Raw genomic sequence first — 19,303 nt, 5'->3', positions numbered from 1 at the left:
AGACGAAATCTAATTCACCTCCACCTGAACCACCCCTGGCACAGCCCGCAGCGCCCCGGCCACCTGCGGGCTGGCCTGATACTTCCCCGGCAGCTTCACCTCGACCTCGCGCTCGCCCCCGTCGAGCATCAAAATCAAGGACACCTCACCCTCGCCGCGCATGGTCAGCCGCTGCTGCACCGAGCCGATCGGGCGCTCGTCGCGCATGAAGATGCGCATGCCGGTTTGGTGGCGGGCGACGGCGGCGTCGAGGGGTTCGGCGGTGGTGATGCGGGCGCGGACGTCCTCGCCTTCGAGGTTGGCCTGGAGGGTGAGCACCAGCGGCTTCCCGGGCTCCAGGATGTCGCGGTACTGGTTCAGCCCCTCCTGGAAGACGATCGCCTCGAAATGGCCGGTGCGGTCGGAGAGGGTGACGATGCCGAGCTTGTTGCCGCTCTTGGTGCGGCGCTCGGAGCGGTCGAGCACGGAGGCCGCGACCTTGCCGAAGCCGCCGCCGTTGGCGCGCACCGTGGCGCAGAACTCCGACCAGCTCTGCACGCGCAGCTTCTGGAGGAGGTCGCCGTATTCGTCGAGCGGGTGGCCCGAGAGGAAGAAGCCGATCGCCTCGTATTCGCGCTTCAGCGTGTCGGCCATCGGCCAGCACTCGTGGCCGGGGATGCGCAGGCCGACCGAGGTGGCGGCGACGCCGCCGAACATGTCGTCGATGCCGCTGCCCTCGGCCTCGGCCGCGCCCTGCGCCATCTTCATCATCGGCTCGACGGCGGCCCATGCGCGGGCGCGGTCCGCCTCGATGCAATCGAGCGCGCCGGCGGCGATCAGGGCTTCGAGGGTGCGCTTGTTGACGTGGCGCGGGTTGAGCCGCCGGGCGAAGCAGGCGAGGTCCTTGAACGGCTCGCTGCCGCGCGCCTCCACGATCGACTCGACGGCGGCGCGGCCGACGCCCTTGATCGCGGCCAGCGCGTAGCCGATGCGGCCCTCGTGCACTTCGAAGGTGACGCCCGAGCTGTTGATCGAGGGCGGCTCGACGACGATCTTCAGGCGCTGCGCGTCCTGGCGGAATTCGGCGAGCTTGTCGGTGACGTCGATGTCGAGGTTCATCGCGGCGGCGAGGAATTCGACGGGGTGGTTCGCCTTGAGGTAGCCGGTCTGGTAGGTCAGCAGGGCGTAGGCCGCCGCGTGGCTCTTGTTGAAGCCGTAATCGGCGAACTTGGCCAGGAGGTCGAAGATCTCGTTGGCCTTGGGCTTCAAGAGCCCGCGCTCGACGCAGCCCTTCACGAAGCGGTCGCGCTGGGCGTCCATCTCCGAGCGGATCTTCTTGCCCATGGCGCGCCGGAGCATGTCGGCCTCGCCCAGCGAGTAGCCGGCCAGGACCTTGGCGATCTCCATCACCTGTTCCTGGTAGACGATGATGCCGAAGGTCTCCTTCAGCACCGGCGCGATCTTTTCGTGCGGGTACCAGGCGGCCTCGTTGCCGGCGTCGCGCCCGAGCTTGCGCTCGCAATAGACCGGGATGTTGGCCATCGGGCCCGGCCGGTAGAGGGCCACCAGCGCGATGATGTCCTCGAAGCGGTCGGCCTGCATCTCGCAAAGAGCCTTGCGCATGCCGGCGGATTCCACCTGGAACACGCCGACCGTCTCGCCGCGCCCCATGGGGATGTAGGTCTTCTCGTCGTCGAGCGGCAGCGAGGCGAGGTCGATCTCGATGCCGCGCTTCTTCAGGAGGTCCGTGCAGCACCTGAGCATCGTCAGGGTCTTGAGACCCAAAAAGTCGAACTTCACGAGGCCGGCCTGCTCGACCCACTTCATGTTGAACTGGGTCACTCGCATGCCCGTCTTCGGGTCGCGGTAGAGCGGGACGAGCTGTTCGAGCGGCCGGTCGCCGATCACTACGCCGGCAGCATGGGTCGAGGCGTGGCGGTGCAGGCCTTCGAGCTTCTTCGAGATGTCCATGAGGCGGGCCACGATGGGCTCCTCCTCGATGGCGCTCTGCAGCTTCGGCTCGCCCTCGATCGCCTGGGACAGCGTCACGGGGTTTGCCGGGTTCTGAGGCACCAGCTTCGTCAGCTTGTCGACCTGCCCGTAGGGCATCTCCAGAACGCGGCCGACGTCGCGCAGCACGCCGCGTGCGAGCAGCGTACCGAAGGTGATGATCTGCGCGACCTGGGCCTCGCCGTAGCGCTCCTGCACGTAGCGGATCACGCGCTCGCGGCCCTCGACGCAGAAGTCGATGTCGAAATCCGGCATCGAGACGCGCTCGGGGTTGAGGAAGCGCTCGAACAGCAGGCCGAAGCGCAGCGGGTCGAGGTCGGTGATGAGCAGCGACCATGCCACCACCGAGCCCGCGCCCGAGCCGCGGCCCGGTCCGACGGGGATGTCGTGGTCCTTGGCCCACTTGATGAAGTCGGAGACGATCAGGAAGTAGCCGGGAAACTTCATACCGGTGATGACGTCGAGCTCGAAGGCGAGCCGCGTGCGGTAATCGTCCTCGGAAAAACCCGGCGCGGTGCCGTGCTGCTTCAGCCGCAGTTCGAGCCCGGCCTCGGCCTGCCGGCGCAGCTCGGTCGGCTCGTCGGCCGCAACCTCCTGCGGCACGGCGTCGGAGGCTTCGGCGACAGCCTCGGCCATGTTCGGCGTTTCGCCAGCGGCCACCCGCGCAAAGTTCGGCAGGATCGGCTTCTGCGTGCGCACGCGGACGGCGCAGCGCATGGCGATCTCGACCGTCGCCGAGAGGGCGTCGGGCAAGTCGGAAAAGAGCGTGCCCATCTCGGCCCGCGTCAGGAAGCCGTGCTGCGGCGTCAGCCGGCGGCGGCGCTCGTCCGAGACGAGTCGGCCTTCGGCGATGGCGAGGAGCGCGTCGTGCGCGTCGTAATCGGCAGCCTTGGAAAAGAACGGCTCATTCGCCGCCACCAGCCCGAGGCCGTTGCGCTCGGCGAGGCCGAGCAGTTCGCGCTCGACCGCGCGCTCGTCGGCAAGGCCGTGGCGCTGCAGCTCGACATAGAGGTTGCTCTCGCCGAAGGCCGCCTTCAGCGCCTCGATCCGGCGCAGTGCCAGTTCCGGCCGGCCGGCCCGCAGCGCCGCGTCCAGGGGGCCGCTGGCGCCGCCGGTCAACGCGATCAACCCGGCGCCGGACTCCTTCAGCGCCGCGGCCGTGACGCGGGGCGGCTCGCCGAGGGGCACGTCGAAATAGGCCCGGCTCGCCAGCCGCAGCAGGTTGCCGTAGCCGGTGGCGTTCTGGGCCAGCAGGACGAGGTTGGCGAGGCCGTGCACGGAGCCCCGCACCTTCGGGTCCGGGTCCTCGAAGCAGACCGTCAGCTGCATCCCCGCGATCGGCTGCAGCCCGGCGCCGGAGGCCTTCTCCGAGAATTCCAGCGCGCCGAACAGGTTGTTGGTGTCGGTGAGCGCGAGCGCCGGCTGCCGGTCGGCGACCGCCGCCTTGACGATGTCGCCGACCTTCAGCGCGCCTTCGAGCAGCGAATAGGAGGAGTGGACGTGGAGGTGGACGAAGCCGACCTCCTTCAGCACGCGCGCCATGGGGGACCTTTGTTGCAGGCCGACACCATCTGCGAGTCGACAGCGGGGGTCGAGGCGCACGGGAACACGAAGCCCGATATCCACCGCCCCTCCCCCTCCCGCATCATGCCGCGGGGCCGATCCCTGCGCGCAACGCCGGCTGCAGGCGTTTGCCTGTGGACGGATCTTCGGGCGAAAGCCTCGCTCAATGGATCGGCGCCAAGGCTACCGCCCAAAGCACCACCGCCCCCGAGAGGAGACCGAAGGCCGCGAATTCGACGAGGTTCGTGAAAAGCGTGTTTCGGATCATGGCTGCGCTCGCTCCGTTCCGCTAGAGCGATCTTTGTTCTTGTTTTGTTCTGTGTAAAGCCTGTGGATGGGGTGTTCGGAGACTGGGGTTAACGGGGTGTGAATTCAGGCGCCGCCGTCATCGCGAGGGAGGCGAAGCGATCGGGGGCCACATATGGAACCGGCACGTAGGCCCGAGATTGCCTTGCCTCCATCTCGCGATGACGGCGGCAGTTCAATCCACCTGCTCGATCAGTCCATCCCGAATGGTCACCCGGCGGTCCATGCGCGCGGCGAGATCCATGTTGTGGGTCGCGATCAGCGCCGCGAGGCCCGACGCGCGCACCAGCGAGAGCAGGATGCCGAAGACGGTGCCGGCGGTCTGCGGGTCGAGGTTGCCTGTGGGCTCGTCGGCCAGCAGCAAGCGCGGGCCGTTGGCGACGGCGCGGGCGATGGCGACGCGCTGCTGCTCGCCGCCCGAGAGCTCGGCCGGGCGGTGCGTCATACGCTCGGCGAGGCCGAGGAAACTCAGGAGTTCGGCGGCCCGCGCGCGCGCGTCGGCCTTGCCGAGGCCGCGGATGAGCTGGGGCATCACCACGTTCTCCTGCGCCGAGAACTCCGGCAGCAGGTGGTGGAACTGGTAGACGAAGCCCATCTCCTCGCGGCGGATCCGGGTGCGCTCGGAATCCGACATCGCAGAGGTCGGCCGGCCGCCGATGAAGACCTCGCCGCCGTCCGGCCGCTCCAGCAGGCCGGCGACGTGCAGCAGCGTCGACTTGCCGGTGCCGGACGGCGCAACGAGCGCAACCAGCTCCCCGGGCCAGATCGCGAGATCGGCACCGCGAAGAATCTCGAGCGCGCCCTTCGCCTGTGTGTAGCGTCGCTCGACGCCCGCGAAGAACAGGGCCGGCACCGGCTGCGTGCCGGCGGGCTTGTCGGTCGTCATCGTCGTCAATCCAGGGTCATCCATAGCGAAGCGCCTGCACCGGATCGAGCCGGGCGGCACGCCAGGAGGGATACAGGGTCGCGGCCAGCGCCAGCGCGATCGAGGTCAGCACGATCGTCGTGACCTCGGTCGTGTTCATCTCGGCCGGGATTTCGGCGAGGAACCGCACGGTCGGGTCCCAGGCGCCGGGAAACAGCGTGCGCTGGATCGGCTTGATATTCAGCGTGAACACCACGCCGAGCACGAGGCCCGCGAGGCTGCCGACGATGCCGATCAGCGCGCCGTTGAGCAGAAACACCCGCATGATGGTGCCCGGCGTCGCGCCCATGGTGCGCAGGATCGCGATGTCGCTCGACTTGTCCTTCACCAGCAGGATCAGGCCGGAGATGATGTTCAGCGTCGCGACGATGACGATGAGGTTGAGAATCAGGAACATCACGTTCCGCTCGACCTCGAGCGCACCGAAGAAGGTCTTGTTGCGCTGGCGCCAGTCGGTGAGCAGCACCGGCCGCTCGGCAGCCATTTCGAGGTCGCTGCGCAGATCGGCGACCGCATCGGCGTTGTCGAGATAGATCTCGATATGGCTGACGTCGCCCTCGCGGTTGAAGAAGGCCTGGGACTCCGTGAGCGGCATGAACACGAAGGTCTGGTCGAACTCGGTCATGCCGATCTCGAACACCGCCTTCACCGTGTAGGATTTCTGGCGCGGCGCGGTGCCGAACGGGGTCGTCGCGCCCTTCGGCGTCGAGAGGGTGATGCTGTCCCCCGATTGCAGACCCAGGGTCTCGGCGAGCCGCGCGCCGACGGCGACGCCGGTACCGTCGTCGAAACCGGCCAGCGTGCCGCTCTTCAGGCTCTTCGAGACGGTGGCGATCTTGTCGAGATCGGCCGCGCGCACGCCGCGCACGAGCACGCCGCTGCCGCCATAGGGCGAGGAGGCGAAGGCCTGACCCTCGACGAGGGGAATGGCGGATTTGACGCCGGCCACCTTCTCCAGGCGGTCGGCGAGGTCGGCATAGTCGGTGAGCGAACGGTCGATCGGCGTGACGAAGACGTGGCCGTTGAGCCCGACGATCTTGGCGAGCAATTCGGAGCGGAAGCCGTTCATCACCGAGAGCACGATGATGAGGTTGGCGACGCCCAAGGCGATACCGAGGACGGAAAACAGCGCGACGACCGACACGCCGCCGCCGCGGCGGCGCGCGCGCAGGTAGCGCATCGCGATCATCCATTCGAAGCCGCAGAACGGCAGCGTGCCGCCCGCCCCGAGCGAACCGGCGAACCGCTTCGCCCGGCCCGCGAGGCCCGTCGCGCTCGCCATCGTCAAACCCGCCACGTGATGATCCGCCTCACACCGGCACTCCTAGACTGCCCGTTCGGGTCCGCCGAAACTTCGCAAGCGCCGATCCAGAACAGACAAAACCTCGCAAGATTAAGGCGTCAGGCCAATTCAAGCTGATCGGAGTGAGCGGCGCCTCGCTTCCCCTTCCGCTTGCGAGGAGGAGTCAAGGGTGGGGGAGGCTCAGGATCGAGCGTAACGGTGCCGTCTGCACCAACCCCAACTCCTCCCCACAAGGGGCAGGAGAGAGCCGTGCCGCCGATCGTAGCGACCCTCAGACCCGCTTCAGCCGCGAGACCAGATCGACCGGCGCGATCAGTTCGCGCTCGCCGGTGGCACGGCGCTTCAGTTCGACCTTGCCGTCGGCGAGGCCCTTCGGCCCGACAATGACCTGCCAGGGCAGACCGATGAGGTCGGCGGTGGCGAATTTGGCGCCGGGGCGGTCGTCGCGGTCATCGTAGAGCAGGCTGATCCCGGCGGCCTGGAGATCGGTCTCGATCCCGGCGCAGGCGGCGTCGACCGCGGCGTCGCCGACCTTGAGGTTGATCAGCGCCACGTCGAAGGGCGCCACCGAATCCGGCCAGATGATGCCGGCCTCGTCATGGCTCGCCTCGATGATCGCAGGCACCAGCCGGCTCGGGCCGATGCCGTAGGAGCCCATATGGACCGGCTGCTCCTTGCCGTCCGGCCCTGTGACGACGGCCTTCATCGGCTCGGAATACTTGGTGCCGAAGTAGAAGATGTGCCCGACCTCGATGCCGCGGGCGGACATCTGGGATTCTTCCGGCACCTCGGCGAAGACGGCCGCGTCGTGCATCTCGTCGGTGGCGGCGTAATGCGAGGTCCAGGCGTCGACGGTGCCCTGCAGGCCGGCGACGTCGTCGAAGTCGACGTTCACCGCCGGGATCTCGAAATCGAGATAGGCGCGATCGCAGAACACCTCGCTCTCGCCGGTCTGGGCCAGGATGATGAACTCGTGGCTGAGGTCGCCGCCGATCGGGCCGGTATCGGCGCGCATCGGGATCGCGCGCAGGCCCATCGCCGCGAAAGTGCGCAGGTAGGCGACGAACATCTTATTGTAGGCGTGCCGGGCGCCGGCCTGGTCGAGATCGAAGGAATAGGCGTCCTTCATCAGGAATTCGCGCGAGCGCATGGTGCCGAAGCGCGGACGCACCTCGTCGCGGAACTTCCAGGAGATCTGGTAGAGGTTTTTTGGGAGATCCTTGTACGACCGCGCGCTTGCGCGAAAAATCTCGGTGACGACTTCCTCGGCGGTGGGGCCGTAGAGGATGTCGCGATCGTGCCGATCCTTGATGCGCAGCATCTCCTTGCCGTAGGCCTCGTAGCGTCCGGATTCACGCCAGAGGTCGGCCGACTGGATCGTCGGCATCAGGATCTCGATGGCACCCGAGCGGTTCTGCTCCTCGCGCACGATGGCGCAGACCCGTTCCAGCACGCGCAGGCCGAGCGGCAGCCAGGCATAGATGCCGGCGGCTTCCTGGCGGATCAGGCCGGCGCGCAGCATCAGCCGGTGGGAAACGATCTCCGCTTCCTTAGGCGTCTCGCGCAGCGTCGGCAGGAAATAACGGGTCAGACGCATCGAAGGCCTTGGCAATGCTTGGTCGCAGCAGCGGGCCTACCCCGATACGCGCGAGCGCACACAACACATTGCGCCCGGAAAAGACAAGCGTTCGCGGTGGATCCGCACCTCGGACCGAGGGCGGCGGCGCGAGCGAGCAATCCGCCGGACGGTCTGGGAGCATACTGTCGCAGTCTCGGCAAAAAAACGCAGCACAACGCTCCAAGACCGGTGACAAATAGAAATCTTCTTCCTATAAGCAGCGCCGTGATGGTCGCAGCCCTCTAGAGGCAGCGCACGGTCCGAGTCTCGGGAGGAACAAACAGCCGCCACGTCGTCTCAAGAACGTGAGATAATATAGGCTGGTACCGTCTTATCGCTTCAAAGCAAGGCTCAATGCCTTGCTTTTTTATTTGGAGCGGCCCGCCGAAACTTCGCAGGTCCTTGGTCAGACGGCCTGAGCCTCGAGAACTCGTCGTTCATTTGCCCGTGCTTCGCGAAGATTGGCGAAGGCATAGCCGGCAATACAGAGATAGCAGACGACCGGGGCCGCCAGCGCGAGGCTGAGACCGACGGTGTCGGCGAGGTAGCCCGTCACCACCGGCACGACGGCGCCGCCGACGATGGCCACGCAGACGATGCCGGCGCCCTGCGCCGTGCGCTTGCCGAGGCCGTCGATCGCCATGGCGAAGATCGTCGGGAACATGACCGCGTTGGAAAGCCCCACCACGATCAGCGCGACGGCGGCGAGCATCCCGCTCGACAGCCCCGAGATCGTCGCGAGCGCGCCCGAAGCGAGGGCGCAGCAACCGAGCACGAAGCCGGCGCGGACGTAGCGCAGCACGACGCTGCCGACGATGCGGCCGAGGAGAGCCCCGCCCCAGTAGAGGCTCAGGAAATGACCGGCCTCTTCGGCGCTCGCCCCGAGCACGCGCGGCTGCTCCAGATAGCTCACCATCAGCGTGCCGATCGCGACTTCGGCGCCGACATAGAGGAAGAGCGCCAGAGCCCCGAGCGCGAGCTTCGGCCGCTTCAGCAGGTCGAGGCCGAGCCCGTGCGTCTCCGTCCGCGTACCGTTGCGGGCATCCTCCGTGACCCAGGCGCGCACGCTCCAGAAGAAGACCGCGAGAACCCCGAGCCCAGCGGCGATGATCAGGAAAGGCCATTGCAGCACCGCGCCTTCGGCCTGCCGCGCGGCGGCGAGCGCCGCGGGCGCCATCGCACCCGGGTCCTTGATCTCGGAGACGTGCGAGAGGATCGCCCAGGCGCCGACCGCCGGGCCGACGGTGGTCCCGAGGGAGTTGAAGGTCTGCGCCAGCGTCAGCCGGCTCGGCGCCTGCGCGGCCGGACCGAGCTTCGTCACCAGGGGATTCGCCGCGACCTGCAGGATCGCGATCCCCGAGGCCATCACGAACAACGCCAGCAGGAAGACGGGAAACAGCCCCATCCGCGCGGCCGGCGCGAAGGTCAGGCAGCCGCAGGCCATCACGAGGAGCCCAACGACGAGGCCGCGCATGTAGCCGATCCGCCCGACGAGGGCGCCGGCCGGTAGCGAGATCACGGCATAGGCGAAGAAGAAGCAGAACTGCGTCAGCGTCGCCTCGGTGTAGCTCAGCTCGAACAGGCTCTTGAGCTTCGGCGTGACGATGTCGACGAGAACGGTCGCGAAACCCCAGGTGAAGAACAGGGCCAGCATGCAGGGCAGCAGGTACGCGTGGCCGACGCTGCCGGCGCCCCCGTCATCGGCGGGCGGGCTCGAAGCACCCGGCATCATGGCCATGATCGTCTCCCTCGGCGCGGCCGCGCTCTCCCGCGAAGGGGCACAACCGTCGCGTGAAACTGTCGAAGCCGCGACAGATCCTGTCAATCGCCCGCCTCGGGAGGCCAGGCCCGTTCAGCGGGTCCAGGCGATCCCCCGGCGGGCGACACGGGCCGGCACACCCGCCAGGACGCAATCGGTCTCGTCGAAGACCTGCGTGACCACGGAGCGGAACCCGACCACGCACCCGTCCGGCACACCGGCGCCTTTCAGGAGAGCAGCCTCGCCGGCGATCCAGACACCGGTACCGACGACCACCGCGCGCGGCGGGTTCACCCGCTCGCCGCCGGCACGGTCCACGATGACGTGCATGTCGCTCGTCCGGATGTGAACGCCGGCCGCGATCAGGCAATCGTCGCCGATGCCGACGCCGGCATCGGCGGCGATGATCCGGGTCCGCTTGGCGTCGCAGCGGTCGCCGATCTTCACAGTCAGGCCGAAGCCGCGCACCTCGATCCGGCCGGAGAAGCTGACGTCGTCGCCGATCTCGACGCGATTGCCGGCGCCGGCCACCGTGATCACGAGGCCTTTCGTCCGAAATTTGCGGCCGACCTTCACGAGATTGTCGGAGGACGGCCCGTAGAACAGCGTCGTCAGCCGGAGCCATGCAGCTCCCAGGCCCCGCCCCTCGAAGCGGTTGCCCCGGCGCGGGATCAGGGCGGGATGATAGATCCAGCGCGGCCGCCCCGGGCGCGGGAGCCCCGGACGGACAGATGCCACGGGCGTGGGCTCTTCGAGGATTTCGTCGGAATTGCTCATCGCGACAGGCGGCGTCGCCGGAATGTCCAGGGATGCCGGCTGCGCATAACGACCGTTCCGGGCAACGACAAGGCCGGCGGCAGAGGCAGCGTTCGTCACAGCCGCGCGAGCGGAAACACGGTGATCGCGAGAAAGAACGCGAAAGCGGCGGCCACCGTCGTCAGCAGGGCCTTCTCACGCAGCCGCGGCCTGGCGGGCGCGCCCGGATCCTGCCCCGGAACCAGCCGGCCCGGATCGGCCTCGGCCTGGTTACCGAGCGGCAGCACCGCGAACAGGAAGGTCCACCACAGCACGAAGAATAGCGCCAGCGCCCCGAACACCGTCAGCGCGAACCCCTTCACCGCCACCGTGACGATCGCCGCGATGAGGACGACGAGGACCCCGAGGGTCTTCGGGGTCGAGATCGCGATGCTGGCGAAGAGGCGGCGCAACGGGATCAGACCTGCTCCAGCTCGACCAGCGTGCCGAGAAAGTCCTTCGGGTGCAGGAAGATCACCGGCTTGCCGTGCGCGCCGATCTTCGGTTCGCCCGAGCCGAGCACGCGGGCGCCGGCCGCCTTCATCTTGTCGCGGGCTGCGATGATGTCGTCGACCTCGTAGCAGACATGGTGGATGCCGCCGGACGGGTTCTTGTCGACGAAGCCCTGGATGGTCGAATTCTCGCCGAGGGGGGCCATGAGCTCGACCTTCGAGTTCGGCAGTTCCACGAACACGACGGTGACGCCGTGGTCGGGCTGCGGCAGCGGCTCGGTGACTTTGGCGCCGAGCGTGTCGCGATAGATCGCGGTCGCCGCATCGAGATCCTTCACCGCAATGGCGACGTGGTTGAGCCGGCCGATCATCGTGTTGCTCCCTCTCGCATCTTCAAACTCAACGTAGGTCCCCTCTCCCCTCTGCGGGAGAGGGTGGCCCGCGAAGCGGGTCGGGCGAGAGGAACGACGTATTCTGAGAGGTCGCTCCCCTCGCCCGCCCACTCCTTGGGCACCCTCCCCCGCAGAGGGGGGAGGGTTTGGTTCTCAGACCTCCACTACCTGCACGTGGCAGGCCGGCTTCTTGCCCCAGACGTCGTTGAGGGCCGAGCGGATGGCGCGGTCGACGGCGTTCTCGACCGCCTCCGAGTCGCGGCGCTTGCCTGGGGACAGGCCCGAGAGCGTGCGCGAGACCGTCTCGGCCACCGTGTCGATCAGCGCCTCGCCGCCCCGGCCCTTGTTCGGTAGACCCATGATGTCGACGGCGGGCGTGCCCAGCACGGTGCCGCGGTTGTCGATGGCGATGGCCACCGAGACGACGCCGGCCTGGGAGAGCTTACGGCGCTCGGGGATCGCCCGGTCCTTCGCATCGATCAGGACGTTGGCGTCCTTGTAGAGGCGCCCCGCCCGCACGTGCTCGATGATCTCGGGCTTGCCCGGCGCGAGGCGGATCAGCGTGCCGTTGCGGGCCTTCACCACCGTCTCGACGCCCTGGGCGCGGGCGAAGCGGGCATGCTCGTCGAGATGCAGCGCCTCGCCATGGACCGGGATCGCCGCCTTCGGCCGCGTCCAGGCATACATCGCCGCCATCTCGTCGCGGCGCGGATGGCCGGAGACGTGGACCAGTTCGGTCCGGTCGGTGATGATCTCGATACCCATCTCGATCAGGTCGTTGACGATAGCGCCGACGGCCCGCTCGTTGCCGGGAATGGCGCGGGAGGAGAAGATCACGCGGTCCCCGGCGGTGAGCGAGACGGCCGGATGGTCGTCGCGCGAGACGCGGGCCATGGCGGCGCGGTCCTCACCCTGGGAGCCGGTGAGGAGGCAGACCACCTTCTCGCGCGGCAGGTGGTGGTAGGAATCGGCGCTGCGGAAGTCGGGCAGGCCGTCGAGGTAGCCGCACTCGCGGGCGACGTCGATGACCCGGTCCATGGCGCGGCCGACGGCCAGCACCTCGCGGCCGCAGGCCTGCGCGGCCTCGGCGACGGCGCGAATGCGGGCAACGTTCGAGGCGAAGGTCGTCACCGCGACGCGGTGCGGCGCTTCGGCGATCAGGCGCTTGAGCGTCGCCGAAACCTCGGCCTCGCTGTGGCTGCGGCCTTCGCGCATGATGTTGGTCGAGTCGCAGATCAGCGCGACGATGCCCTCGTCGCCCAGCGCCTTGAAGGCCTCGGGCGAGGTGCTGGCGCCGGCTACCGGCGTGTCGTCGAGCTTCCAATCGCCCGTATGCAGCACGAGACCGTGCTCGGTGCGGATGGCGACGGCGTTCGATTCGGGGATCGAGTGGGCCACCGGCACGTACTCGATCTCGAACGGACCGATCTGCAGCCGTTGGCCGATCTTGATCTCCTTCAGTACCACCTTCGGCGCGCCGGGCTCCGAGAGGCGGCGGGTCTCGAGGAGCTGCTTGGCGAAGCGGGTCGCGTAGACCGGCGCCTTCAGCTTCGACCACAGCTCGCTCACGGCACCGATATGGTCCTCGTGCGCGTGCGTGATGAAGATACCGAGCAGATCCTGCTTGCGCTCCTCGATGAAGGTGAGGTCCGGGAACATCAGTTCGATGCCCGGCAGCCCCTCCTCGCCCGCGAACCCCATGCCCAGATCGACCATGATCCATTTGCGGCTCTTCTCGGGACCGATCCCGTAGAGGGCCGCGTTCATGCCGATCTCGCCCACGCCGCCGAGCGGCACGAAGACGAGTTCGTCCTGCCGTGAAGTCATTTTTTTCTTGTGTCCACGTTCAAGCCGCCGTCGCGGCACTTCCGAAGTGCACCTCGCCCGCCGTCACGGTATGCGTCATTCCATCCGGGGCGAGGATCATGAGCCGCCCCCTCTCGTCGATTCCGTCGTGAAGACCGTTGAGCGTCCTGTCGGGCAGGCGCACCGTTACGGGCGCCCCGATCCCGGCGGCGCGCTGTAGCCAGCGCTGCCGGACGCTCGAAAATCCGCGCCCCTTGTTCCAGATCCGGGCCGCTTCCACAAACCGGCACGACAGCGCATCGAGCACGGCCGCAGCGTCCGCGGCGCAGCCCAGCGCAGCAAGGGACGTTGCCGCATACGGCAAACCTTCGGGCGCCGCCAGCACGTTGATGCCGAAGCCGACGACGACGGCACGCCGACCATCCGCCTCGAGCAGGATGCCGGCGAGTTTTTTGCCGTTGGCGAGGACGTCGTTGGGCCATTTCAGGCGGAACGTAGCGTTGGCCTTGCAGGGCGCCTTCCCTCCCCCTTGTGGGGAGGGATCGAGGGTGGGGGTGGTTCCGCTTGGTCCGGCGCAGGCAGGCTCAGCCACCCCCACCTCCAACTCCTCCCCACAGGAGGGAGGAGAGCCCGCGTCCCATCCACTAAAGGCGACATCGTCCAGCGCGTTCACCAGCGCCAGCCCGGCGACAAAGCCCAGTGTCGCGACGTCGTCCGGTGCCACGCCCGCGATCGGAAACAGCAGGCTCGCGGCGAGGTTGCCTTCGGGCGAAACCCAGGCCAAGCCGCGCCGGCCCCTGCCCTCGCTCTGGCGATGGGCCACTACCCAGAGTGGCCCGGCTTCGCCGGCACGCGCCCGCTCCAGCGCCTCGGTGTTGGTCGAGCCGAGCACGTCGTGCGCGTGCAGGCGATAGCCCGCGGCCCGGGCCTCCGGGCTGAGCCGAAACCCCATGTCCTAGAAGAGTGACTTCGCCGCCGCACCCGCCGCCGCCACCAGCGGGGCCGGCGCCAGGAAGAACAGCACGACGACGGCGCTCGACAGGCCGAGCACGATGCGCAACCCCGGAGCCATCGGTTCGTAAGGCGCTTGAGGCTCGTCAAAATACATCACCTTGACGAGGCGCAGGTAGTAGAACGCACCGACCACGCTGGTCACAACGCCGATCACGGCGAGCGTCACGAGGCCCGCCTTGATGGCGGCCGCGAAGACGTAGAACTTCGCGAAGAAGCCGGCGAGCGGCGGGATGCCGGCCAGCGAGAACATCATCGCGGCGAGGCTGAAGGCCAGCCATGGATGCGTGCGCGAGAGGCCCGACAGATCGCCGATCGTCTCGAACATCTGGTTCTTGCGGCGGAGTGCCAGCAGCACCGCGAAGGCGCCGAGGGTCATCGCGAGATAGATGATCATGTAGATCACGACGCCGCGGATGCCCTCCTCCGAGCCGGCCGCGAGGCCGATCAGGGCGTAGCCGACATTGCCGATGGAGGAATAGGCGAGCAGGCGCTTGATGTTCGTCTGGCCAATGGCCGCGAAGGAGCCGAGCGCCATGGAAGCGATGGCGACGAAAACGATAATTTGTTGCCAAATCGCGGTGACGTCGGGGAAGGCGCCGATGAAGACCCGCACTGTCATCGCCATGGCCGCCATCTTCGGGGCCGAGGCGAAGAAGGCCGTCACCGGCGTCGGCGAGCCCTCGTAGACGTCGGGCGTCCACATGTGGAACGGCACGGCGGCGAGCTTGAAGCAGACGCCGGCCGCCACGAAGACGATGCCGAGGACGATGCCGAAGCCGGCCGGCTCGCCGTTCAGTGCCGTGACGATGCCCGGGAACGAGACCGTACCCGTGAAGCCGTAGACCAGCGATGCGCCGTAGAGCAGCATGCCGGAGGAGAGCGCGCCGAGCACGAAGTACTTCAGGCCGGCCTCGGTCGACTTCACGTCGTCGCGGTTGAAGGCGGCGATGACGTAGGCGGCGAGCGACTGCAGTTCGAGGCCGAGATAGAGCGCGATGAGATCGTTGGCCGAGGCCATCACCATCATGCCGATGGTGCAGAGCACGATCAGCACCGGGTACTCGAAGCGGTCGATGCGCTGGCGCTGAAAGTAGTCCCGCGACAGCAGAATGGTCGCGGCCGATCCGATCAGGATCAGCGCCTTCATGATCCGCGAGAAATTGTCCGAGATGAAGGAGCCGGACAGGGTGACGACCTTGCCGTGGCCGGAGACCACCACGAAGAAGGTCAGGATCAGCAGGATCAGCGCGCCGACATTGACGCCCTCGACCGAACGGTCGCCACGGAAGGCGCCGTAGAGGATCAGCACCAGCACGCCGACCGAAAGGATGATCTCCGGCAGCAGCGGGCCGATCGACGGCATCACGGAATGGAGATGGGTGATCATCGCGCTGCGACCTCGGCCTTGCCCGCGACCGCGCGTTCGGCGGCCTGCGTGTTGGAGAGGGCGGTCTTCATGTTGACCATGAGCGCTTCGGTGGAGGGCGCGAAGGTGTCTAGGATCGGCGCGGGGTGCACGCCGTACCAGATCGTCAGCGCGACGAGCGGCGCGATGATGATCTTTTCACGCAGGTCGAGGTCGAGGATGCCCTGAAGGTTCGGCTTCTCGAGCTTCCCGTAGATCACGCGGGCGTAGAGCCAAAGCGCGTAGCCGGCCGAAAGGATGATGCCGAAGACGGAGAAGAAAGCGACCATCGGGTTCGCCTTGAAGGCCCCCATCATCGCCAGAAACTCGCCGACGAAGCCGGACGTGCCGGGCAGGCCGACATTCGCCATGGTGAAGACCATCATCGCGGCGGCGTAGAGCGGCATCCGCTTCACGAGGCCGCCATAGGCGGAAATCTCGCGGGTGTGCATCCGGTCGTAGACCACGCCGACGCAGAGAAAGAGCGCGCCGGAGACGATGCCGTGCGAGATCATCAGGAACAGTGCGCCCTGGATGCCCTGCTCGTTCAGCGTGAACAGGCCGAGCGTCACGAAGCCCATATGGGCGACGGACGAGTAGGCGATCAGCTTCTTGATGTCGGTCTGCATCATCGCGGTGAGCGAGGTGAAGATGATCGCCACCACCGAGAGTGCGAACACGAAGTTCGCGAAATAGGCCGAGGCGTCCGGCAGCATCGGCAGCGAGATCCGGATGAAGCCGTAACCGCCCATCTTAAGCAGGATGCCAGCGAGGATTACTGAGCCTGCGGTGGGCGCCTCGACGTGCGCGTCGGGCAGCCAGGTATGGACCGGCCACATCGGCATCTTCACCGCGAAGGAGGCGAAGAAGGCGAGCCAGAGCCAAGTCTGCATTTCGACCGGGAAACGATGCGTCAGCAGGGTCGGGATATCGGTGGTGCCGGCCTCCCAGTACATCGCCATGATGGCGAGCAGCATCAGCACCGAGCCGAGCAGCGTGTAGAGGAAGAACTTGAAGCTCGCGTAGATGCGCCGCTTGCCGCCCCAGATGCCGATGATGAGAAACATCGGGATCAGGCCGGCTTCAAAGAACAGGTAGAACAGCACCAGGTCGAGGGCCTGGAACACGCCGATCATCGTGGTTTCGAGCACGAGGAAGGCGACGAAATACTCCTTCACCCGCACGTCGATCGAGCGCCACGAGGCGCCGATGCAGAACGGCATCAGGAAGGTGGTCAGCAGGATCAACGGCATCGAGAACCCATCGACGCCGAGCTTGAATTTTATTGTCTCAGCGAGCCACGAATGGGTCTCGACGAGCTGGAAGCTCGGGGACGCGATGTCGAAGCGCGCCCAGGCGGCGAGCGAGAGCAGGAAGGTGACGATGGTCGTGATCAGCGCAGCCCAGCGGGCGTTGCGCTTCACGGCCTCGGTCTCGTCACCGAGCGTCAGGATGAAGGCCGCGCCGCAGAGCGGGACGATGAGCAGGCCGGAGAGGATGCCGAGGCCGAGCATCAGTGCATTCCCCCGGCCGCGCCGGTCAGCATGTACCAGGTGATCAGGCCGGCGACGCCCACCAGCATGACGAAGGCGTAGTGGTAGACGTAGCCGGTCTGGAGACGGACCACGCCTCGGGTGACGTCGACGACGCGCGCCGAGATGCCGTCCGGCCCCATCCCGTCGATGATCCGCCCGTCGCCCTCCTTCCAGAGAAAGAGGCCGAAGTTCTTGGCCGGCCGGACGAAGATGCGGTCGTAGAGTTCGTCGAAGTACCACTTGTTGAGCAGGAAGCGGTACAGGCTCGGCTGCTGCTCGGCGAGGATGTGCGGCAGTTCGGGCCGGCGGATATACATCCAGAAGGCGAGCACGAAGCCGAGAACTAGCATGATGAACGGCGAGGCCGAGACCCAGCCCGGCGCCTCGTGGATCTGGTGCATGATGTGGTTGTCGGGGCCGTGCGCCAGGGAGTGGCCCCAGAACGCGTCCATGCCTTCGCCGATGAAGCGATCCTTGAAGATCACACCGGCGAAGAGCGCGCCGAAGGCCAGCACCGCCAGCGGGATCGTCATCACCAGCGGGCTCTCGTGCGGGGTATGGTCGTGCCCATGGCCGTGATCGCCCGCGTGATCGGGCACCACGTCGCTCTTGTGCGCGGGCTCGACGTTCGAGCCGTGCTCGTCATGCGCCGCGCCCTCGGTGTGGCCGGGCTTGCCGTCGGCATGCGTCGCGTGAGCCACCGCCGGATGGGCGTCGTGATGCGCAGCCGCGCCCCAGCGGGCCGGTCCCTCGAAGGTGAGGAAGAACAGGCGCCAGGAATAGAACGAAGTCATGAAGGCCGCGATTACCGTCGCCAGGAAGGCGAGAACATGTCCGGGGCGGTCCGACATGTAGGCCGCCTCGATGATCGCGTCCTTCGAGTAGTAGCCGGCGGTGTAGGGGAAGCCGATCAGCGCGAGGGTGCCGATCGTCATCATCGCCGTGGTGAAGGGGATGTAGCGGCGCAGGTTGCCCATGTTCCGCATGTCCTGCTCGTGGTGCATCGCGTGGATGACCGAGCCGGCGCCGAGGAACAGCAGCGCCTTGAAGAAGGCGTGCGTGAAGAGATGGAACACGCCGGTGGCGTAGGCGCCGACGCCGAGGCCGACGAACATGTAGCCGAGCTGCGAGCAGGTCGAATAGGCGATGACCCGCTTGATGTCGTTCTGCACCAGCCCGATCGTCGCCGCAAAGAAGGCGGTGATGCCGCCGATGATCGTCACCACCGAGAGTGCTACCGGAGCCAGCTCGAACAGCGGCGACAGGCGCGCCACCATGAACACACCGGCCGTCACCATGGTGGCGGCGTGGATCAGCGCGGAGACCGGCGTCGGGCCTTCCATCGCGTCCGGCAGCCAGGTGTGGAGCAGGAACTGAGCCGACTTGCCCATGGCGCCCATGAACAGCAGCAGGCAGGCAAGCGTCAGGGCGTTCCAGTCGTAGCCAAGGAAGTGGAAGGCGGCGTCCTTGAGCTCAGGGGCCTTGGCGAAGATCGCATCGAACGACACGGAGCCGGTCAGCACGAACACCAAGAAGATGCCCAGCGAGAAGCCAAAATCGCCGACGCGGTTGACGATGAAGGCCTTCATCGCGGCGGCGTTGGCCGAGGGCTTTTCGTACCAGAAGCCGATGAGCAGGTAGCTCGCGAGGCCGACGCCCTCCCAGCCGAAGAACATCTGCACGAGGTTGTCGGCCGTCACCAGCATCAGCATGGCGAAGGTGAAGAGCGACAGGTAGGCGAAGAAGCGCGGCCGGTGCGGATCCTCTTCCATGTAGCCGACGGAGTAGAGGTGCACGAGCGTCGACACGGTGGTGACGACGACGAGCATCACGCAGGTCAGCGTGTCGATCTTGAAGGCCCAGTCGACGTTCAGGTCGCCGGCCGAGAACCACTGCGCCACCTGTACGCGCTCGGCATGGCCGCCCTCGCCGGTGACGATGAAGAACGCCCCCCAGGCGATCAGGCAGGCGAAGGCGAGGCAGCTCGTCGTCACGTACTCGCTGACCCGCGCGCCGATGAGGCGGCCGAACAGGCCGGCGATCAGGGCGCCGATCAGGGGAAGGAAGACGATGGCGTGATACATGGTTCTGTGCGGCCTCGCAGCAGGCGGACGAAGGGGTGGCCGGGACCGGTCAGCCCTTCATCATGCTCACGTCCTCGACGGCGATGGAGCCGCGGTTGCGGAAGAACACCACCAGGATGGCGAGCCCGATCGCGGCCTCCGCCGCGGCGACGGTCAGCACGAACAGGGCGAAGACCTGTCCCGTGATGTCGTCGAGATGGGTCGAGAACGCCACGAGGTTGATGTTCACGGCGAGCAGGATCAGCTCGATCGACATCAGGATCACGATGACGTTCTTGCGGTTGATGAAGATGCCGAGCACGCCGAGCGTGAACAGGATCGCGGCGACCGTGAGGTAGTGGCTGAGACCGATCATGG

14 protein-coding genes are annotated in these 19,303 nt (G+C 67.1%); all 14 read right to left on the bottom strand.

The window, feature by feature from the left end; genetic code table 11:
- Window positions 1-9: 9 nt before the first annotated feature.
- Window positions 10-3,531 (bottom strand): DNA polymerase III subunit alpha, encoded by a 3,522-nt coding sequence (gene dnaE / locus MFF07_RS08075; RefSeq protein ID WP_147813878.1) that lies wholly within the window; start codon window positions 3,529-3,531, stop codon window positions 10-12.
- Between the two features lie 502 nt (window positions 3,532-4,033).
- Entirely contained in the window at window positions 4,034-4,744 is a 711-nt protein-coding gene (locus MFF07_RS08070; RefSeq protein WP_147813876.1) for an ABC transporter ATP-binding protein, read from the bottom strand.
- A gap of 16 nt (window positions 4,745-4,760) precedes the next feature.
- Window positions 4,761-6,065 (bottom strand): lipoprotein-releasing ABC transporter permease subunit, encoded by a 1,305-nt coding sequence (locus MFF07_RS08065; RefSeq protein WP_147814017.1) that lies wholly within the window; start codon window positions 6,063-6,065, stop codon window positions 4,761-4,763.
- A gap of 292 nt (window positions 6,066-6,357) precedes the next feature.
- Window positions 6,358-7,683 carry a proline--tRNA ligase gene (gene proS, locus MFF07_RS08060; protein ID WP_238231481.1) on the bottom strand — a complete coding sequence of 442 codons (1,326 nt, stop codon included), beginning with the start codon at window positions 7,681-7,683 and terminating at the stop codon, window positions 6,358-6,360.
- A gap of 427 nt (window positions 7,684-8,110) precedes the next feature.
- The gene (locus tag MFF07_RS08055) at window positions 8,111-9,442 is read right to left on the bottom strand and encodes a sugar MFS transporter (RefSeq protein WP_147813872.1); all 1,332 of its coding nucleotides are present in this window, start codon (window positions 9,440-9,442) and stop codon (window positions 8,111-8,113) included.
- Window positions 9,443-9,556: 114 nt separating this feature from the next.
- Window positions 9,557-10,240: an acyltransferase gene (locus MFF07_RS08050; RefSeq protein ID WP_147813870.1), complete on the bottom strand. Its 684-nt coding sequence runs from the start codon at window positions 10,238-10,240 to the stop codon at window positions 9,557-9,559.
- Window positions 10,241-10,335: 95 nt separating this feature from the next.
- Window positions 10,336-10,671 (bottom strand): DUF1467 family protein, encoded by a 336-nt coding sequence (locus MFF07_RS08045; RefSeq protein ID WP_147813868.1) that lies wholly within the window; start codon window positions 10,669-10,671, stop codon window positions 10,336-10,338.
- A 5-nt stretch (window positions 10,672-10,676) separates the two neighbouring features.
- A complete protein-coding gene (gene mce / locus MFF07_RS08040) occupies window positions 10,677-11,081 on the bottom strand; it encodes a methylmalonyl-CoA epimerase (RefSeq protein WP_147813866.1) in 405 nt (134 codons plus the stop codon).
- Between the two features lie 174 nt (window positions 11,082-11,255).
- Window positions 11,256-12,929: a ribonuclease J gene (locus MFF07_RS08035; RefSeq protein WP_147813864.1), complete on the bottom strand. Its 1,674-nt coding sequence runs from the start codon at window positions 12,927-12,929 to the stop codon at window positions 11,256-11,258.
- Window positions 12,930-12,948: 19 nt separating this feature from the next.
- Window positions 12,949-13,860, bottom strand: a complete 912-nt coding sequence (locus tag MFF07_RS08030) for a biotin--[acetyl-CoA-carboxylase] ligase (RefSeq protein ID WP_238231479.1) — start codon at window positions 13,858-13,860, stop codon at window positions 12,949-12,951.
- 3 nt (window positions 13,861-13,863) lie between these two features.
- Complete coding sequence (nuoN, locus tag MFF07_RS08025) at window positions 13,864-15,309, bottom strand: NADH-quinone oxidoreductase subunit NuoN (protein ID WP_187272400.1); 1,446 nt, start codon at window positions 15,307-15,309, stop codon at window positions 13,864-13,866.
- On the bottom strand, window positions 15,306-16,841 hold the full coding sequence (locus MFF07_RS08020; protein ID WP_147813860.1) for an NADH-quinone oxidoreductase subunit M: 1,536 nt from the start codon (window positions 16,839-16,841) through the stop codon (window positions 15,306-15,308). Before MFF07_RS08020 ends, nuoN begins: the two co-directional genes overlap by 4 nt.
- Complete coding sequence (gene nuoL, locus MFF07_RS08015) at window positions 16,841-18,946, bottom strand: NADH-quinone oxidoreductase subunit L (protein WP_147813858.1); 2,106 nt, start codon at window positions 18,944-18,946, stop codon at window positions 16,841-16,843. The genes MFF07_RS08020 and nuoL overlap by 1 nt, the downstream gene beginning before the upstream one ends.
- Before the next feature lie 49 nt (window positions 18,947-18,995).
- Window positions 18,996-19,301: an NADH-quinone oxidoreductase subunit NuoK gene (nuoK, locus tag MFF07_RS08010; protein WP_147080454.1), complete on the bottom strand. Its 306-nt coding sequence runs from the start codon at window positions 19,299-19,301 to the stop codon at window positions 18,996-18,998.
- Window positions 19,302-19,303: the final 2 nt, after the last annotated feature.

Source organism: Methylobacterium thuringiense (genome assembly GCF_022179645.1).
GTDB lineage: Bacteria > Pseudomonadota > Alphaproteobacteria > Rhizobiales > Beijerinckiaceae > Methylobacterium > Methylobacterium thuringiense.
This window is presented reverse-complemented; position numbering and strand designations above follow the sequence as displayed.